Below are 17,961 nucleotides of genomic sequence, written 5' to 3' on the forward strand. Positions count from 1 at the left end.
TGCCGTGGTGCGTGCGCCCCGAAATGGGGGCAAGATAGGGCTATGACCTATTTCAGACCCGAACTTTCTCAGCTACCAGCCTATATAGCTGGGCGTGCTTCCACGGATCCGGAGATCATCAAGGTCTCTTCCAACGAGATGCCGTTCCCGACCTTACCCGGTGTGGAAGCGGTGATCGCCGCTCGGATTGGGGACCTGAACAGGTACCCCGATATGGGCAATGGGGTTTTGCGCGAGGCGATCGCTGCCTATCACAAGACCTCGGTGGCAAACGTGGCGGTGGGAAACGGTTCGACTGCGTTGATCGAAAAGTTCTTGACCGCAATCTGCACCCCGGCCTCGGAAGTCGTGATGCCGTGGCGGTCTTTTGAGGCCTACCCGATCGCGATTCAGGTGGCGGGCGGCACGCCCGTCGGCGTGCCATTGCGCGCAGATGGCAAGCCGGATCTTGCGGCGATGCTTGATGCAGTGACGCCCAAGACCCGGGCAATCCTCGTGTGCACGCCGAACAACCCGACGGGTGCCGCACTTACCCACGATGAGCTCCATCGTTTCATGCGTGCAGTTCCACGTGAGATCCCCGTGCTGATCGACGAGGCTTATGAAGATTTTGTGACCATGAACGATCCCGTACGCGGGCTCGAACTGGTCCGCCAATTTCCGAACGCGGTATCGTTGCGCACCTTTTCCAAGGCGTACGGGCTGGCTGGAATACGCGTGGGCTACGCGCTTGGAGTGGAGGACATTGTGTTAGGTCTTGACAAGGTGGCCACACCTTTCGGCGTGAATATGCTGGCACAGGCGGCTGCGGTGGCAGCTTTGCAGGTTCGCCCCGCCGTCGATCAGCGCGTTGCAGCGATCGTTGCGGAACGAGAAAAGCTGATGACAGCCCTGCGGGCTCTCGAGTGGAACGGACCGGACTCGCAGGCAAACTTTGTGTGGTTCGAACTTGGTGAGGGCTCGGAAAGATTCGCACGCCACTGCGCAGAGGAAAAAATCGTGGTGCGCACCTTTGCAGACGAGGGTGTGCGCGTCAGCGTTGCCGAACGGGAAGCTTCACTTAGACTCCTGCGGGCCTACAAGAAATTCCGCGGCTACGCGGGGTAAAGTTGCGCGGCCAGTCGGCCCCGCTACCAGGGCCCATGTCAACGGCGACGAGCAATGTTAAGCACGCGGCTCCTACCGTGGCGATATTGTTGACCATCGATCGGTCTTTCCGATGCGTCGATGCCCACGCGGTGATCGCGATAAGTGGAGCGTCAACCGGAAGCCAGCGAACCAGGTGAGGGCGGCGGATCTGCGTGATCAGGTAACCAGTTGTTGGTCATTGCTGCCCCTTCGTTCGCTCCACTTTCGCCAATCTTCAACTACCAGCACGTTCTTCGTGTCGGCTTCGCGGATGATGAATGTGCGTGTGGTGACCCGTACAATTGGCCACGGTAGTTTCCAAATGCAAGGACGAAAAATGAAAGCACTTGCCAGTGGTCAGATTAATGACGAAGAGATGACCAAATCTGCCGATCTTATCGGCCGCGTGAAAGCTATTTTTGAAGGCAGAGTTGTTGGTCAGGCAGATCTTTCTACAGCGCTCATAACAACCCTGATCGCACGTGGGCACGTGCTACTTGAATCCGTGCCAGGTCTGGCAAAGACGACGGCGGCTGTAACTGTGGCGGACGCGATTTCTGGATCATTTTCCCGGATTCAGTGCACGCCTGACCTCATGCCCAACGATATTGTTGGAACCCAGATTTACTCCTATGAAACCGGTGAGTTTTCCACACAGCTTGGCCCGGTCCATGCGAACATGGTCCTCCTTGATGAAATCAATAGGTCGTCGGCCAAAACCCAGTCAGCGATGCTGGAAGCGATGCAGGAGCGGCAAACGTCGATCGGCGGGACTATCTTTAAGCTTCCTGATCCGTTCATGGTGATGGCTACCCAAAACCCGATTGAAGAGGAGGGTACCTATGTTCTGCCAGAGGCTCAGATGGATCGCTTTTTAATCAAGGAAGTGCTCACCTATCCGGAGCCGGATGAAGAATTCGAGATTCTCACGAAAACTGCGGAAGGTTCCTTTGGGCGGCCGAGCGGGGTCGAACCGATTTCCACCGGCGACGTGCAGTATCTTCAAGAAGTCGCCCGGCGCGTATACGTCGACGATTCGATCAAGCGATACATCGTGGACATCATTAATACGACGCGCGGCAAGGGGCCGCGCCCGATCCCCGAGTTTACACGCCACGTGCGCGTGGGATCCTCGCCACGAGGAGGGCTTTCCCTGATGCAGGTTGGGCAGGCGCTCGCCTTGCAAGCCGGGCGCAACTATGTGATTCCGGAGGACGTTACACGGCTTCGCCACCAGATTTTGCGCCACCGGCTCGTGCGCACGTACGATGCGCTTGCCAATGGCGTTAATCCAGAATCGCTCATTGATGCTGTTTTCCAAGCCGTACCAACCCCGTGATGGTGGCGGAGATCGACAGTGAGACGACTTTCAGATCAGTCCAAGGCAACGCGTGCAGCGCTCGTTCGGGCAAAAGTTGCGCTACCGGTGATACGGCGCGCCTCGGGAATGTACGAGGGTCACCACGCTTCGATTTTTACCGGGCACGGCCACGACTTTGAGGATCTCGTTGAATACGAACATGGCGACGACGTGGCCGATATCGATTGGAAAACATCCGCTCGTGCAGGCCATCCGATCATCCGCCGGTTTGAGCGCGAGTCAGACATGTTCACGCAGCTCGTGATTGATACGGGGCGTGACATGCTCGGCGCTGCACCTTCGGGCCAGACCAAGGCCGATATTGCGATGTTTGCCGCGGATATTCTCGGCTATTTGGCGATACAGCGCGGCGATAGGCTAAGTGTCGTCTACGGGGACACCCGGGGGATGGTCCGAGTTCCCGCGCGCAACGGCAATAACCATTTGGATTTTTCGCTCGACGCGGCGCAGGAGCGTTTGGATAATACTTCCGGCTATTGTGACGTGTCGGCCATGCTCGAAGAGATCTTGCGTGTGCCGCAACCCCGAGCGCTTTTGCTCATTGTGACGGACGAATACTGGCCGCAACAGGCGGATGAACAAACTTTGCGTCGAATCCGAACCAAACACGAGGTGTTGGTGATGCGGGTGGCGGATATGAACGTGGCTAGCGAAGGAATTCGGCACATGGTCGACGTGGTTGACGGCTCGGCCATTCCGCGCTTTGTTCGCGAAGATAAGATACTGCGCCAAGATCTGGAAAATGATAGGCGCAGGGCGCACCAGCACGCGCGTGTCATTTTGCGATCCACCGGCGTCAGGAATGCAACAGTGACCTCTTCGGAAGAAGTTCCGGGCGCACTGATCGAATTGTTGCGGAGGCGCCGTGCCAGTTGACAAACTTATTGACCCAACGGGCGCATCGGGAACCTTGATAGCGATCCTGGTTGGAAGCCTAGTCGCGATGAGCGTGATTCTCCTCGTTGGCATGTGGTACTTCCACCGTGATCCCGTACGGAGGATGAAGCTCCACGCTCCGAGTGGAAACGAACGTGACCGGTGGATTCGCCGGATCGACGACGTCGTCGCCAGACACTGGCACAGCGCAGATGAGCAGGCACGCGAACTTCACATCGAACTCGCGGCGGAACTACGTGCAATTTTAAGTGAACGTGCCGGAATGGACGTGCGCGCATGGCAGCCTTCGCACTTGCGCCGGGTGGGAGCGTTTGAGAAAGCCGCCGACGCGATTTCTTCGTGGGAGGAGCCGTCATTCGCGCCCTATGCTCGTGCGGACATACCGCGCGCCCGCGATCGGGCGGTTGAGGCGGTGCTCGCATGGTAACGACCTGGCTGTTCATACTGCTGATCGGGATACTTTTAGGCGCCGCCGCCCTGGGGTGGCTGCTGAGCGTGCGACGCTCGCGAACTGGGGGAGTGGCCGTGGCCCATACGCAGCGCGCGCGGCAACACCCCCGGTTCCAGCGCCGGTTGCTAATGTTGCGCGTCGCGCTCGCGGCGATGATGGCGGCCGGACTTTTTAGCGGCGTGGCAGCGGCGTATCTGGCGGGCAGGCCTTCGGATGAGGTGAATACCGAATCGAAGCTTGCAACTCGGGACATCATGCTGTGTTTGGACGTTTCCGGCTCCGTGATCGAATTCGATGCTGAGATCGTCCGGTCGTTTTCGCGGGTGGTGGAGAATTTTGAAGGTGAACGCGTGGGAATGATGGTGTGGAATTCTGGTGCCCGCCTCGTTTTCCCGCTGACCAGTGACTACGAGCTTGTTCTCGATCAGCTTGAGCAGGCCGAAAACGCATTAGCCGATGCCTACGAGTGGGAAGAGTTCGCGAAATTGGTTGCTGGGACCGAGGCAGGTATCGCGTATGGCTCCTCGCTCATTGGTGATGGGTTGGCTGCATGTACACAATCCTTCGATCAGCAAGATGAGGAACGTTCGCGTTCCATGATTTTCGCAACGGACAATGAATTGGCCGGTAACCCCGTCTTCACGCTCGACGAAGCTGTGCAACTCGCGGCCGATAGGGGAATCGTGGTTCATGGGCTTTACACCGCAAGCCCGTGGCGCGACGATGATGAGGAGATGAAAGAATCTCTTGAGTCGCGCGGAATGTACTACTACAAGGCTAGCGACGCGTCTGCTGCAGACGGGATCGTCAAAGCTGTTCAGGATCAAGACGCCGTGGATTTGGGGAGCGTCGGCGAGACCTTGACGGTCGATACCCCCGGGAGGTGGCCAATCTTTATAGGTCTTGCCTCCTTGGTGCTACTGGGTGTGGCGTGGAGGTTTAAGCTGTGAACTTCCAATTTCTAATCCCCGCTTGGTTACTTGCGGCAATCGGCGTGTTTGGCACGATTTTCATCGTGCTCGGGGCAATCAAGGATCGTCGGCGAATATTGGCCTGGTTGCGACGAGCCGGGATGCTGCTCGCGGTGATCGCGATGGGCCTCGCGCCGGCAACTCAGCTGACCGTAACGACGTCGACCTCGAATCTTGCGGTCTATTTCGTCATCGATGCGACGGGCTCGATGGCCGCCGAAGATTACGGCCCCGATCGGCAACCTCGAGTGGAAGGGGTGCGTGCGGATGCGTTGGCGTTGATGGAAGAATTGCCGAGCGCCCACTATGCCATCATTGAATACTCTTCGACCGCCAGCCAGCAATTGCCGCTCACGTCTGACAAGAATGCCGTGGCGACGTGGCTCGAGGTTTATGATCGGGAACCCACCGACTATTCGGGTGGTTCATCGATGAATAGGCCGGTTGAATTGGTGGCTGAGATCGTGGGAAGGCAGACGGATCCGACGCAGGTGCCGATCATTGTTTTGATGACGGACGGTGAATCAACCGACACGTCCTCGTCGAGCCGTGACGAACAGCCCGATTTTTCTTCGTGGAAGGGCCTGTTCCAAGGCGGCATGGTGCTCGGCTATGGCACCGAAGAAGGCGGCCGAATGTTGAAGCACCACCTGTGGAGCCAGGACGAGGAATACATTCGAGATCCGGCAGGTGGGGATGCGATATCGCGAATTGATATTAATGCTCTCAATACTGTTGCACAGCAAATTGGCGTGCCGTTCTTCCACCGCACCGCTCCTGGTGGAATGGAAGAAATTGCGGAGACTATAGGCGCGCAAGCCCTCCTCAGCCAGTCAGACGAACAGCAAACCTATAGCCCAACAATTTGGCCATGTGCGACTGTGTTTGCGCTGTTGACGGCCTGGGAAATTGCACACCTCATTCCGCAAGTTCGATCGGCTGGAATGTTTGCAACGCGGCGTCCCGGAAGGCAGGGACGGACATGAGCCACGGTTTGAAGCAAAGAATCGCACTTGCGCTCTCGATAGTCTTAGCGCTTGTGCTCGCCGGTGTCGCCGTCGTCGCCGGCGTTGCCGTTTATTCGATGGGATCGGGAAAATCCCGGTACGCTGCTGGAGACTATGGGCATAGCTCAAGGTCGTACGGCATCGGCACTCGCGTTATTCCCGAAAGGTTCGATAGCTGGGAGGCGTACTTCGGGCAGGGAACGGCGGAAATCCGTGCCGACGCCGTCGATGCCGGTATGCAGACGTTGACCGTGGCATTGGAGCTGGTTCCTAAGGACGAGGACTTGGATGAACCGATGCCGGCAAATGTGGAAGAACCGGAAGATTTCACTCCCGAATGTCGAGTGCGGATGAATCTGGCCATTGGGCACGAGATCCAGGGCGACCGACTATTTGAAGCGGGCTACTTCATTGAGGCTCAGGCTACCTACATGACCGCCTCTGATACGGTGGCTCAATGTGTGCCCCAAGGGCAAAACGCGGAACAGCAAAAGCAAGATACCGACGGCAAGGCGCAAGAGGCGAGCGAGCAAAACCAGCTAGGTGAGGGCCAATCCCAGGGTGGTGATTCACCAGGGGGCGAAGACCCACCGGATGGTCCGAACGGAGATGAACCGAAACCATCAACTGGCGAGCTCAAGGCGAAAGAGCTTGAGCGCCGCGCCCAAGAGGCCGAACGTCTGCGCCGTGAAGCTCAGCAACGCGATGGAACATATGGAGACTGGAAGGGGGAAAACTGGTGATTTTCGATAGCCCGGGCCGGGTCGGGCCCGCAATCATCGTGCCGCTGGTTGGCACAACCGCCGAAGTCATCGTAGAAGAGGCGATTGCCCGGCAAAACGCTGGCGCTGACGCGCTTGAATTTCGGGCGGACTATCTGCTTGCTAAACACCCGGAAGCAGATGTTGACGGCCTCGTTCGCGACGTGCTGCGCGAACTTTTCGCTCAGACCAAACTGCCGATCCTGTTCACTGTGCGTAGCCGGGAGCAGGGCGGTGAACTTCCGATTACGCCGTTTAGGTATCGTGTCTTACTCGCCACCGCGCTGGATATCCTGATGCAGGAGCGCGTGCCGGCCGAACGAGTGGGAATAGATTTTGAGTTTCACTCCGCTGCGACGCCCGATTTGGCGCGGCGAGCGGCCGGGCTAGGTTACACGCCGGTGGTCTCACATCACGACTGGAAGGAAACGCCGGACGCGGAAATCATGTACGTCATGCTCGACGACATGTTGAAGATTCCGGATGCGGTAGCGAAACTTGCCGTCATGGCATGTAGTGAAGAAGACACCGCGCGCTTGCTCGATGTGACGAAAGCCGTTGCCGGCCAAACGCGCCGACCGCTGATGACCATTGCGATGGGGGAGGCTGGCCAGCGTTCGCGATTGGACGGCTGGAAATATGGTTCGATTGCGACCTTTGCTTCCGCGGGTGCGACGACGGCGCCCGGCCAGCCTACGCTCGCTGATTTGCGCGCGTATCTTGGCCGAGTTTAGGAACGGCGGTGTGAGCGTACGAGGTAGATGACCACGCCCAAGAGAATTGCCCCGTAAGCTACTGCCCACCAGGGGAATCGGGGAAGGTTGGATTGTTCGCCTGCTTGCGCGAGATCACTGGCGGGTGTTGGGATGACGCGCTCTCCGGTGACGAGGATGCGGTGAGTGTTGATTCCTAGCGGCGTGCATGTGATGAGCGTGACGAGGTCTTCGCCGGGAACAATCTGAATTTCTTCAGTGGCCTCGGGTGGTACCACTTGAATGTCGATCACGGAATAGGTGAAGGTTTCGCCGAACACTTCGATCACGAAGGTGTCACCTTTAACCACTTTGTCGAGATTCGTAAACATGGTGGCGTTTGCCAGCCCCCGGTGGGCCGTGATCACCGATCGGGTTGATTCACCACCTACAGGAAAGGCGGTTCCCTCTAGGTGGCCGGCCCCTTTGAGGAGTGTGTCTTCTTCGGTGCCGTGATAAACGGGAATATCGACATCGATTGATTGGATTCGTAAACGGGCCATGACGTCGGTTTGTTCAGTGCTCAAAATATCTTCGTAGTGCCATTCGATACCGTGGGCACTGACGTGATCGGAGTGAACCGAGTCGGCTTCCGGCAGATTATTCCACGCGCCCACGAGTACTCCGGAGCTGAGGGCCGAATTGTATTCTCTGGCTGCCGAAAGTTGTAGCGTGGCTTCGGGTTTGGCGTCGTCAATCTGCGCGGAGTATTCGGCTGTGATCTGCGTTTGGTTGGCAAGGGCGAACCAGGATGCGGCTGCGGGGTAGAAGAGCAAGGTTGCTCCGAGTGCGACGAGCAATGCAGTCGCGTAATTCAGCGCGAGTTTTGGCATGTTCCTTCCACATGTACGTGCTCCCGGGCAGTCGTGGTGACCTGCCCGGGAGCACCGCCTAGATGATTATCCGTATAGCACGCAGTGATCCGCTATGCCCGGCGGTTACGGCGTGAGGCGATCACACCCAGTGAGATACCGCCACCGATAAGGGCCGTTCCGGCAAGGCTGAGAACTACGATGCCTGCGGCACCGGTCAGCGGGAGATCGGGCTGATCAGCTTTGGTGTTCGGCACCGTCTGCCCGATCGGATCAGAGTCTGTGAACGTACCGTTTTTAACGTCGATCTTGACCTCATTGGTGATCAGCTTGTACCCGGCCGGAGCTTGAGTTTCCGCGATCCAGAACGTCTTCGTGATCGTGCCCTTTGCCTGCTCTTTGGCGTGTTCGCCAAGGTAGAGCCCATTGATCTTAACAACGCCATCAGCGCCAGACGTCAGACCTTCGTAGATCGGGTTAGTGCCATTCTTTGCATCATCTTCCGTAGCGTAAACCGCGAAGGTCGCATCCTTTAGCGCGGCACCGGAATTGGAGTCCGTCTTCTTGAAACGGTATTCGCCAAAGTAGGGAGTTTTCTCCGGGTCGATTGGTGGATTGTTCGGATCATTGGCCTCAAAAGGATCATAATCGTTTGTGTGCGGGTAGAAGGAATTCTTGACCTCGCCGCTTTCAATGAGTGAATTGACGGTGACATCGTAGGAGAACACGACCTCTTTGCCTGCTACTTTCTCAAGCCCGCCGCCGATCACCGAAATCCGGTAAGCGTTGCGGGTTTCACCGCGGACGTCACGCGTGCCCTCGGACTCGACCTTAAACTCTTGCGGGTCGAGGTCGACGCCGCCTGCACTCACTTTCACCGAATCCGTGTTGAACGTGACGTTGGTTGCTGAAAGGTCAACCACGCCGAAGGCAGTCAGTGGGTTGTCAGTCGAGGAAGCCGGCGCGGTACGCGTAATTGTGTACGGAATCTTGTCGCCAACCTTAAGCGCCTCGTTGCTCGCGGTGTTGACTTCCTTCTTACCATCATCTGCAAGAACATTCTTCGGGTAGGTGTGGACATCGTATAGCCAGCCGCGTTCACCTTGCGGAAGCGGAATGGAGACGAAGAAAGGCTGAGCCTTTTTGGAAATATTGTTCGGCCCGACGTCGGTCTCCACCACGTAGTAAAGCCCGACTGGTAGGTTGTCGAATTTAGCTGATCCGTCGGTTTTGGTCTTTTCTATCCCAACCTGAACCAGGTCGTATTGCGTGCCACCAACCGTAGCTTTCGTGGCATCCGGGGTGGCCGTGGCTGCCGAGATGTTTTCCCACAGCTTCGAGTCGGCCGTGTCACCGGCGGTCAGGTCAAGATCGTCAACGCGGTAGATAGTAAACTCAACGTCTTTCAGAGCCTTCGATGAATCCAGCCCGGAGATTTCTTGACCGTCGTGGCTCGGGTTGCCGGTTCCAGGGCCGGTTACGGTGCTGTCGTACTTGTGGACAGTCACCGATCCTTCTTTGTCTGTGTCGATGTTCTGAGCATGTGCCGACGTCGGGGCGAACACGAGCCCGATAAACGCCAGCACAAAAGCTGTAGCCAGTGCGAAGACCTTCTTCGCGTGTGAGACTGCCATAATTTTCCTTTCATAAATGTAGGTTCTTTCCTCGCCCGAAGTGCTTTCGGGGAGGCAAGTTTTAATGGGCGCGGCGTTTTGCGATCGCCGCCGTGAGCGCCGCGAGGGCCAGTGTGAGGCCTCCGGCCGCAATGTAGGTGGTGGTTGCTGTTCCTCCTGTGAAGGGCAGCGAGGGCGGGGTGGCCTTTGTGTTTTCTATGTTTCCGAGGTCAATGCGGATCACGCGGCCGTCGTTTTGAGCGGTGTTATTTGGATCGAAAGTAATCGTGCGGCTTTCGGGGTCCAATTTGTATCCGGCTGGCGCCTTGACCTCGCGCAGCTCGTATTCAGCCGCCCAGTCGAGCCCGGCAATCTCGAACTTTCCTGCTTCGGGATTCTGATCTGGTCCGCTGCATGCGGAGACGGATCTGGCTTCGCAATCCTCAACGGCTTGCCATTGCGACCAGCTGGCGCCCTGAGTTCGCGAGCGATACTCCCACTGCGAACCAGACAGGTAATCCGGATTAGCCGCGCTGTCAGCACTGATCTTGCCCCACGTGAACGCGGCTGGAAGCTTGTGATTTTCGATAGTTTCTTCTCTATCAGATTCATGTGCGACGACGACGTGCGGCTCTTTTAGCGCCTGATATCCAGTTGCTGGTTTGATTTCTTCGATAAGGTACTTGCGTCCGGAAATAATGCTTGGTCCGCTCCACGTGATCTTACCGTCGTCGTCTGTTAAGGCTAGTTCGCCAATCTTCTTGTCTGCTCCACGATCGAGACGGTCATTGTTATTGACGTCTTCCCACAGTTGAAAGCCCACACCTTTTAGAGGCTCCTTCGTATTCGCGTCAATCTTGGCGATTGTGATGGTTTGCGATTTCAGATTTTTGATCTTACCGAGTTCAACGAGTGCGCGTGGTTCGCCATGCTCGTCGTTGAAATCGATTGTCCATTGAGGGTGTTCTTGCCCCTCTTTTAGTGTGTCTGGATCAAACATATAGTGTTCTGGCGGTTTTACTTCGGTGAGCCTGTAGGTTTTACTCGCGTCGAGCTTCACCTCGTATCCGGCCAATGCGCTATTAAGGTCAGTGCCTAGGCCCGTGCCACACGTTTCCGTGCAGTCATCGATTGTGTAGGAGTATCCGCCCGGTATTGGCTGGCCGGTAGTTGGATGCACCTCTTCGATCGTCCATTTCGCGCCGGTAAGAGGGTGGCCATCCTGGTTCACTTTATTCCAGGTGACTTCGCCAATCGGCGTGTTTGTGATCGTGCAGTTGATCTGCGCAATATCGGTTGGTTCACCAGTAGGAATAGGTACGCCGGTGGCGTCGTAAAGCTCTAAGCTCGCCTGAGTGCCTTCGACGTACTTCTTTTGATTGCCTTTGAAGTCGAGCGCTTTGCAGACCCACGTTTTCTGATAGTCATCCAAAGTTGAGGTTGATCCGGGGGCCATTTCTTCCTTGACCACTAGAGCGCCGTCTTGTGTGACGGGGAAGGGACCTACTTGGTGGTTAAACTGCGGGCCCGAGGAATTGCCTGCGGTGGTGTTCGATGAAATTTCGGTGCCGCCCAGTGAGTAACTTATCCTGAACTGATCATCAGGAAGGCGACGCTGCCCATCGATCTCCTTCCGAACAGTAATAACCGGATAGGGTATGCCAGAGCTGGCAAGATCGGTCACCATACGGCGAGTTGAGTGATTCGTCGTTTGCCCGTGCACATGTTGAACCTCGCCTATTTTCTTTAGCCCACGAGTTTTGTAATAAAAGCTCTTACTGCCGGTTGTTTGGACATGAAGATTTCCCTGGTAGTCGAATGCTAAGCCATGGGCAGCGATATTGACGCCGGTAAGATTAAGATTCGAAGCCTGAAGTTGTGTGTCCGGTGAGAGGCTTTCTAGGGTCTCGTGACCCACCGTAAAGAGCTCAGCTTTTCCTGGAGACTGGCCGATGGGTGGAGACGCTACAAGAATATACATGTTCCCAGACTGGTCGAAGGCCATGTCCCCGTTGGCTCCTCCTGCAGGGCCGCCAACATTCTGCCCCAAATCAACATAGCCTACTGGGAGGTATTCGCGCTTTCTGGCATCTTTGGAGTCAAACCTGTAGATCACAAACTCCGTGTTGTCGGCGTTTTTTGATCTGCGGTATCCGCCGAAGTAGAACTGCTTATCTTTCGGACTAATTGCTCCGCTGACGATATTAACCGGCGCTTTCATCGTCCACCAGTTATCGTCGAGAGCTTCAACTTGTGGATGTTCTTGCCTCAAGTCTAATTTTGCTACTCGCAGTGAGTGCCTGCCGCTCTGAAACCTCCGATACACCGCATATAGTGTGTTGTTTTCCTCGTCATATCCTAGTGCGTTCCACTGGCGATTAGTCCAATTTGGGTAAGAGTTGTTGTGAAAGGTTCCCACGTAATCGTCATCAGTTTCGGAATGATCTCCGGAAATGACCCCAGCAGTCTGTCGTTGATACACTGTGCCATCATGTCCAAGAGAGAACATTAAACCGCTACGTGGATTGAGTTCGTCGGCGCCTCTTTGGCGACCAGATCGAGCAGCGCGTGGTTGAAAGTCGTCTTCGGGGCTCAACTCAAGATCTGGGCTAGCAGGAAGATTTAGTTCGGAATCCTCACGGAAGCTCCTGTCAGGTGGTGTGTCGGTCTCGAGCGAATCCGGATCCGGTATCGCTTTAGGTGGATCCTCGCGCTCAACTGGTTCTTCAACGCTGGATGTGCTCGGGGGGGGGGTCGCTATCTTGCAAGCCAACCGCTACAGACGGTGGAAGGCTTGCCCCATACACGTAAACGAAAGTGAATGCAGTGCTAAGAATTACGAGAAGGGTTCTCCTTAGCCGCACGTTGTGCGGTTTAAATCGCGCTTTGTTCATGGGTGTTCCTAAAATTTTAAAATCTAACAGAGCCCTTTGGTGCGTTTCGGGCACGAAGGCACACACGAGAAGGTGAGTTTACAGAACTAGTTGCGAGATTTCAATAATTGACATTTCGACATTAACGCCGGTGAAGGTCGCCGCGTGTGCTTGAGCTCAATCTGCGCCACGGCCGGGCCGTCGCTAGGTGTGTACACCCAAACGAAAATGGTTTAAGGTTCAACTATGAAGGCTTTTGGATTTCTTAGTTTTGGGCACCATGCTGTTGCCGGCCAGCGCGGGATGAACGCCCGCGATACTTTACATACCCAACTCGAACTGGCAAAGGCGGCCGATGAAATCGGGGTAAATGGCGCCTACTTCCGCGTCCATCACTTTGCGCCGCAAGGCGCTTCGCCCATGCCCCTACTTGGCGCTATCATCGGTGCCACAAAAAATATTGAGGTGGGTACCGGCGTGATCGACATGCGCTACGAAAACCCGTTCTATTTAGCGGAAGAAGCCGCGGCGCTCGATCTCTTGGCGGACGGGCGCCTGGCGCTCGGGCTCTCACGTGGCTCACCCGAACCGGCTAAAAAAGGCTGGGAAGCCTTCGGATACACCGGCGAAGCGCCCAACGGCGCGGACATGGCACGTAAGAAGTTCGAGCTATTTCTTGCGGCCATCCGCGGCTATGGCATAGCGGAAGCGGCGCCACTTGAGGAGCAGTACCCGCGCATGTACCAGCCAGGGACTGCGCTTCCGATCTTCCCGCACTCGGAAGGCCTGGAAAAGCGTGTGTGGTGGGGATCTGGAACAAATAAAACTGCGCAGCAAGCCGCCCGAGACGGGGTGAACCTTATGTCCTCAACACTCGTTTCAGAGGCCGATGGTAGCTCGCTAGGTGAACTGCAAGCAGAACAAATACGGGTATACCGCGAGGCATGGCAAGAAGCCGGCCACGACTGGACGCCACGCGTGTCTGTTTCCCGGTCGATTTTCCCGATCGTTTCCGAGGAGGATCATCAACAGTTTGGCCTGCTCGCCTCCGACGAAGACCAAATCGGTTACATCGAAGGGGAGACCAAGACGACCTTCGGACGCACGTATGCCGCCGAACCCGACGTCTTGGTTGAACAGCTCAAAGCCGATCCGGCCATCGCTGCCGCCGATACGCTGATGATCACGATCCCCAATCAGTTAGGGGTGGAGCCTAACCTGCGGATCTTGCAAAACTTTGCGGAGCATGTGGCCCCAGAGCTCGGCTGGATTCCGAACACGGAGGGGCTAGTCGCGCCTTAGCGATCCGGTGTAGCGTGGGTGCATGACAACTCAACTACCGCAGATGCCATATAACCGGCTAGGAGCGGCCGGTTTGCAAGTTTCTCAATTCAGTTTCGGTTCGTGGGTGACGTTTGGGAACTCGGTTGACACCGGGATCGCCAAGGAGCAGCTCCAGGCTGCCGCTGAGGCCGGCGTGAATTTCTTCGACAATGCCGAGCGTTACGCCGGCGGCAAATCCGAAGAAATCATGGGCCAGGCGATCCGGGAACTGGGCTGGAAACGCCACGAATACGTAATTTCCACGAAGTTCTTCTGGGGCATCAACGGCGCCATGCCAAACATGGAGAACACGCTCAATCGCAAATACCTGTTGCAGGGTATCGACGGTTCTTTGGAGCGTTTAGGCCTAGATTTTGTTGACTTGGTTTATTGCCACCGGCCCGATCCGCACACTCCCATTGAGGAAACCGTGTATGCGATGAGCGATATGGTCGAGTCCGGAAAGGCCCTTTATTGGGGCACGTCAGAATGGAGCGCGGATGAAATCCGCGCGGCCTGGGAAATCGCGGACAAGCGCAACTTGCGCAAACCCGTGATGGAACAGCCCCAATATAACCTCCTCAATCGCAGGCGAGTCGAAGACGAATATCGAAGGCTCTACGAGGATATCGGCCTCGGCCTCACCACGTTTAGCCCGCTCGCCGGTGGGATTTTGACTGGCAAGTACCTAGAAGGCGTGCCAGAAGGCTCGCGTGCGACGATTGACGGGCACACCGGTTTGGTTCAGGACGCCGAAAACAGTGTCAAACAGGTCAAGAAGTTCGCGCAGATTGCAGGTGAGCTTGACGTGACGATGGCTCAGCTTGCACTCGCGTGGACGGCGTCGAACCCGCACGTATCCACAGTGATCCTCGGTGCCTCCTCGCCCGAGCAGCTGAACGAAAACCTCGGTGCGCTCAACGCTTTGGAGCGGCTGACACCTGAAGTGAAGGCCCGAATCGAGGAAGTTTTCCCGAGGTAGTCTGGACATTTGAGGGACGATTCCTAAACGATCTTCGTATATGCCAAGATCTGTCAGGGATCGTCCCGCATATTTTCGGCTGTGCGAAGTTCCAATCAATAATGGACACCCCGATGCAAGCGAACCAAACTTCGCTAGGGTAAATGGGCATCTATCGAAGAGGAATCCAGATGGCCAACGTTTCGTTTTACGGGGATCAGCAGTTTCCACTTGAAATGCACAAGGTGCGTATTATTCAGAAGTTGCACTTGTTGCCCATCGAGGAGCGTTTGGCGGCAATAGAGGGCGCTGGGTTTAACACCTTTTTGCTAAAGAACAAGGACGTCTTCCTAGACATGCTGACCGATTCAGGCGTGAACGCCATGAGTCAAGAACAGCAGGCTGCGATGCTTAACGCGGATGATGCCTATGCCGGTTCAGCCACGTACTTCCGATTGGAGGACAAGGTTACTGAGCTTTTTGGCATGGACTATTTCTTGCCAGCTCACCAGGGGCGTGCGTGCGAAAACATCATTTTCTCGACCTACGTGAGCCCGGGCGACTTCGTGCCGATGAATTACCACTTCACAACCACCAAGGCGCACATTGTTGCCAATGGCGGCACGGTGGTGGAGTATTTGCGCCCCGAAGGCATCGACGTAAAGATTGACCACCCGTTCAAGGGCAATATGGACACTGATGCGCTGCGTGAGTTGCTCGAGTCAGATGCGTCGGTGCCGGTGGTGCGAATGGAAGCGGGCACAAACCTGATTGGCGGCCAGCCTTTCTCGCTTGAAAACCTCCGAGAAGTCCATGCTCTGCCAAGAATTCGGCGTGCCACTTGTGCTCGACGCCTCACTGCTTCAGGACAACCTTTACTTCATTAAGAAACGCGAAGAGCAGGCCGCGGATATGTCTATCCGCGAGATCGCCCGCGCGATTGCGGATGCTTGTGACATCTTCTATTTCTCGGCTCGCAAGCTCGGCTTTGGCCGTGGCGGTGGCATTCTTATTCGCGATGAAGATGCCTATAAGCGGATGCGTGGCCTTGTGCCGATGTTCGAAGGCTTCCTTACCTATGGTGGAATGTCGGTGCGTGAAATGGAAGCGATCACGGTTGGTCTCGAGGAAACGATGGACTACGACATGATTTCCCATGGCCCGCAGTTCATCGAGTACGCGGTGCGGGAGCTGGACCAGCGCGGCGTACCGGTTGTTAAGCCCGCCGGCGGTCTAGGAGCTCACCTGAATGCAATGGAGTTCGTTGACCACCTCGATCAGCGAGAATATCCGGCGGGAGCTTTGAACGCCGCGCTGTACTTGGCATCTGGCGTGCGTGGCATGGAGCGCGGGACGATGTCCGAAGAACGTGACGCCGACGGCGTCGAACCGCTCGCCAACATGGAGCTGGTGCGGCTTGCGATGCCGCGCCGCGTTTTCACTCTTTCACAGGTGAACTACCTGATTGACCGGGTGAAGTGGTTATACGACAACCGCGAGATGATTAGGGGTCTCGAATGGGAGGAAGAGCCGGAGATCCTGCGCTTCTTTTACGGCCGTATGCGTCCGCTCTCAGATTGGCCCAACCAGCTGGTGAAAAAGTTCCGCGAAGATTTTGGCGATTCGCTCTAGCGCCGGCCGGCGGAGCCGTCGGCGTACGGTAGCTGTTCCCAGCGCACGCTCGTTCCTTCGAAGGTGCCAAAGTGGGCGACGGCGTCTTCGGCTGCGTAGCTGATGGCATCTGCGACGTCCTGCCCGCCGGCCGTGAAGTCGATGATCCGGCTGGTTGCCGATGGGTCAGGAGTGAGCGTGCGGGCTACCCACCCGCCGCTACCGGGAAAACCGTTCTCGGCGATGAGGATGTCCAAGAACTTCGTAACAGCGGTGTCTGCGGTCTTGCTGTCAGTAAACTCAAGGTGGGCGCGTAAGGTCACGGGGTCGCCGAAATTCTTCGGCCCCCACGCCCAGCCGTAGTCAAGTTCGTAGTTTTGTATGGTTTTCCTAGGTGGTAGACATTCGCGATTGGACTAAAAGGACATCGTACAGGCACCTGACCATCACACTCGGCCATTTGTTGTGAATCTGAGGATTTTGATCAACAAAAGAGGCGAAAATCGGCTTTTTCTCACAACAAATGGTCGCCGGGCCGGGGAGCTAAGGCTTTGGCCGGTGCAAACGTGGAGCGGGTGACGAGAATCGAACTCGCGCCGGCTGCTTGGGAAGCAGCAGTTCTACCATTGAACTACACCCGCCGGTGACATGATCATAGAGAATTTCGGTCTCGACTGCCAAAACCGTCCAACATCGCCCTGCGCAAGCAATAACTTTCTGCACGGGTAATCGGCCCGTGAGAGAATCGAGCCATGCTTCTTTCAGATCGCGATATCCGCACGTACATCGAACAGGGCAAAATCGCGCTCGATCCGTGGGATCCGCAGATGGTCCAGCCCTCATCGATCGACATTCACCTCGACCGCTTCTTTCGCCTCTTCGACAACCACAAATATCCGATGATCGATCCGTCGCAGCCCCAACCCGAGCTCACCCGCCTTGTGGAAGTCCCCGCCGACGGTCACCTCGTTCTCCATCCCGGCGAGTTCGTACTCGGCTCCACCTACGAACAGGTCACGCTGGCCGGCGACGTCGCCGCCCGGCTCGAAGGCAAGTCCAGCTTGGGCAGGCTCGGCCTGCTCACGCATTCGACCGCTGGCTTTATCGACCCTGGGTTCTCGGGTCACGTGACACTCGAACTGTCCAACACTGCGACCATGCCAATCATGCTCTTCCCCGGCATGAAGATTGGCCAGTTCTGCTTCTTCCAGCTGAGTTCACCGGCCGAGGCTCCCTACGGCCAGGGCGCACACGGTTCGCGCTATCAGGGCCAGCGCGGCCCAACGGCATCGCGTTCCGATTTGAACTTCCATCGCATCGACGTCTCGGACCACAACTTCAGCGACTAGCGCGTGAGATTCGTCTGAAAGGAATGAGACGGAGCGACTTTCGGTGTCGCTTTCTTTAGGATGGTGGAGAC

General features: G+C 56.5%; 16 protein-coding genes, 1 tRNA gene and 1 pseudogene. 12 read left to right on the forward strand and 6 right to left on the reverse strand.

The window, feature by feature from the left end:
• Window positions 1–42: 42 nt before the first annotated feature.
• The gene (locus J2S70_RS05375; RefSeq protein WP_307682710.1) at window positions 43–1,107 is read left to right on the forward strand and encodes a histidinol-phosphate transaminase; all 1,065 of its coding nucleotides are present in this window, start codon (window positions 43–45) and stop codon (window positions 1,105–1,107) included.
• Here the strand turns inward: J2S70_RS05375 and J2S70_RS08875 are convergent.
• Window positions 1,061–1,309, reverse strand: a complete 249-nt coding sequence (locus J2S70_RS08875) for a YwiC-like family protein (RefSeq protein WP_407702656.1) — start codon at window positions 1,307–1,309, stop codon at window positions 1,061–1,063. The genes J2S70_RS05375 and J2S70_RS08875 overlap by 47 nt on opposite strands.
• Window positions 1,310–1,465: 156 nt before the next feature.
• Between J2S70_RS08875 and J2S70_RS05380 the strand changes: the two genes are divergently transcribed.
• From J2S70_RS05380 to aroD, 7 genes are read left to right on the forward strand one after another with little or no spacing between them, the layout of a single operon-like run.
• Window positions 1,466–2,467, forward strand: a complete 1,002-nt coding sequence (locus J2S70_RS05380; RefSeq protein ID WP_307682711.1) for an AAA family ATPase — start codon at window positions 1,466–1,468, stop codon at window positions 2,465–2,467.
• An 18-nt stretch (window positions 2,468–2,485) separates the two neighbouring features.
• A complete protein-coding gene (locus J2S70_RS05385) occupies window positions 2,486–3,385 on the forward strand; it encodes a DUF58 domain-containing protein (RefSeq protein ID WP_307682712.1) in 900 nt (299 codons plus the stop codon).
• Entirely contained in the window at window positions 3,375–3,833 is a 459-nt protein-coding gene (locus J2S70_RS05390; RefSeq protein WP_307682713.1) for a hypothetical protein, read from the forward strand. Before J2S70_RS05385 ends, J2S70_RS05390 begins: the two co-directional genes overlap by 11 nt.
• On the forward strand, window positions 3,827–4,807 hold the full coding sequence (locus J2S70_RS05395) for a VWA domain-containing protein (protein WP_307682714.1): 981 nt from the start codon (window positions 3,827–3,829) through the stop codon (window positions 4,805–4,807). Before J2S70_RS05390 ends, J2S70_RS05395 begins: the two co-directional genes overlap by 7 nt.
• On the forward strand, window positions 4,804–5,814 hold the full coding sequence (locus J2S70_RS05400; RefSeq protein ID WP_307682715.1) for a vWA domain-containing protein: 1,011 nt from the start codon (window positions 4,804–4,806) through the stop codon (window positions 5,812–5,814). Before J2S70_RS05395 ends, J2S70_RS05400 begins: the two co-directional genes overlap by 4 nt.
• A complete protein-coding gene (locus tag J2S70_RS05405; RefSeq protein ID WP_307682716.1) occupies window positions 5,811–6,578 on the forward strand; it encodes a hypothetical protein in 768 nt (255 codons plus the stop codon). The genes J2S70_RS05400 and J2S70_RS05405 overlap by 4 nt, the downstream gene beginning before the upstream one ends.
• A complete protein-coding gene (aroD, locus tag J2S70_RS05410; protein WP_307682717.1) occupies window positions 6,575–7,330 on the forward strand; it encodes a type I 3-dehydroquinate dehydratase in 756 nt (251 codons plus the stop codon). The genes J2S70_RS05405 and aroD overlap by 4 nt, the downstream gene beginning before the upstream one ends.
• On the opposite strand, the gene J2S70_RS05415 is transcribed toward aroD, so the two are convergent.
• The 3 genes from J2S70_RS05415 to J2S70_RS05425 all read right to left on the reverse strand — a co-directional run bounded on the left by J2S70_RS05415 (window position 7,327) and on the right by J2S70_RS05425 (window position 12,045).
• Window positions 7,327–8,181, reverse strand: a complete 855-nt coding sequence (locus tag J2S70_RS05415) for a class C sortase (RefSeq protein ID WP_307682718.1) — start codon at window positions 8,179–8,181, stop codon at window positions 7,327–7,329. The two genes, aroD and J2S70_RS05415, sit on opposite strands and share 4 nt — an antisense overlap.
• Window positions 8,182–8,273: 92 nt before the next feature.
• Window positions 8,274–9,794 (reverse strand): SpaH/EbpB family LPXTG-anchored major pilin, encoded by a 1,521-nt coding sequence (locus J2S70_RS05420; RefSeq protein ID WP_307682719.1) that lies wholly within the window; start codon window positions 9,792–9,794, stop codon window positions 8,274–8,276.
• Between the two features lie 61 nt (window positions 9,795–9,855).
• Window positions 9,856–12,045 (reverse strand): MSCRAMM family protein, encoded by a 2,190-nt coding sequence (locus J2S70_RS05425; protein ID WP_307682720.1) that lies wholly within the window; start codon window positions 12,043–12,045, stop codon window positions 9,856–9,858.
• Window positions 12,046–12,892: 847 nt separating this feature from the next.
• Here J2S70_RS05425 and J2S70_RS05430 point away from each other — a divergent pair.
• The 3 genes and pseudogenes from J2S70_RS05430 to J2S70_RS05440 all read left to right on the forward strand — a co-directional run bounded on the left by J2S70_RS05430 (window position 12,893) and on the right by J2S70_RS05440 (window position 16,562).
• The gene (locus J2S70_RS05430; RefSeq protein WP_307682721.1) at window positions 12,893–13,948 is read left to right on the forward strand and encodes an LLM class flavin-dependent oxidoreductase; all 1,056 of its coding nucleotides are present in this window, start codon (window positions 12,893–12,895) and stop codon (window positions 13,946–13,948) included.
• 22 nt (window positions 13,949–13,970) lie between these two features.
• Window positions 13,971–14,951 (forward strand): potassium channel beta subunit family protein, encoded by a 981-nt coding sequence (locus J2S70_RS05435; protein ID WP_307682722.1) that lies wholly within the window; start codon window positions 13,971–13,973, stop codon window positions 14,949–14,951.
• 386 nt (window positions 14,952–15,337) lie between these two features.
• Window positions 15,338–16,562 (forward strand): annotated as a pseudogene (locus J2S70_RS05440) (tryptophanase).
• Here the strand turns inward: J2S70_RS05440 and J2S70_RS05445 are convergent.
• Together J2S70_RS05445 and J2S70_RS05450 are read right to left on the reverse strand one after the other, a co-directional pair.
• On the reverse strand, window positions 16,559–16,864 hold the full coding sequence (locus tag J2S70_RS05445; protein WP_307682723.1) for a hypothetical protein: 306 nt from the start codon (window positions 16,862–16,864) through the stop codon (window positions 16,559–16,561). The pseudogene J2S70_RS05440 and the gene J2S70_RS05445 sit on opposite strands and share 4 nt — an antisense overlap.
• A gap of 244 nt (window positions 16,865–17,108) precedes the next feature.
• Window positions 17,109–17,182: transfer RNA gene (locus tag J2S70_RS05450), tRNA-Gly, on the reverse strand.
• A 111-nt stretch (window positions 17,183–17,293) separates the two neighbouring features.
• On the opposite strand from J2S70_RS05450, the gene dcd reads away from it, so the two are divergent.
• The gene (dcd, locus tag J2S70_RS05455) at window positions 17,294–17,890 is read left to right on the forward strand and encodes a dCTP deaminase (protein ID WP_307682724.1); all 597 of its coding nucleotides are present in this window, start codon (window positions 17,294–17,296) and stop codon (window positions 17,888–17,890) included.
• Window positions 17,891–17,961: the final 71 nt, after the last annotated feature.

It is taken from the genome of Trueperella bonasi, from assembly GCF_030811535.1.
Classification (GTDB): domain Bacteria; phylum Actinomycetota; class Actinomycetes; order Actinomycetales; family Actinomycetaceae; genus Trueperella; species Trueperella bonasi.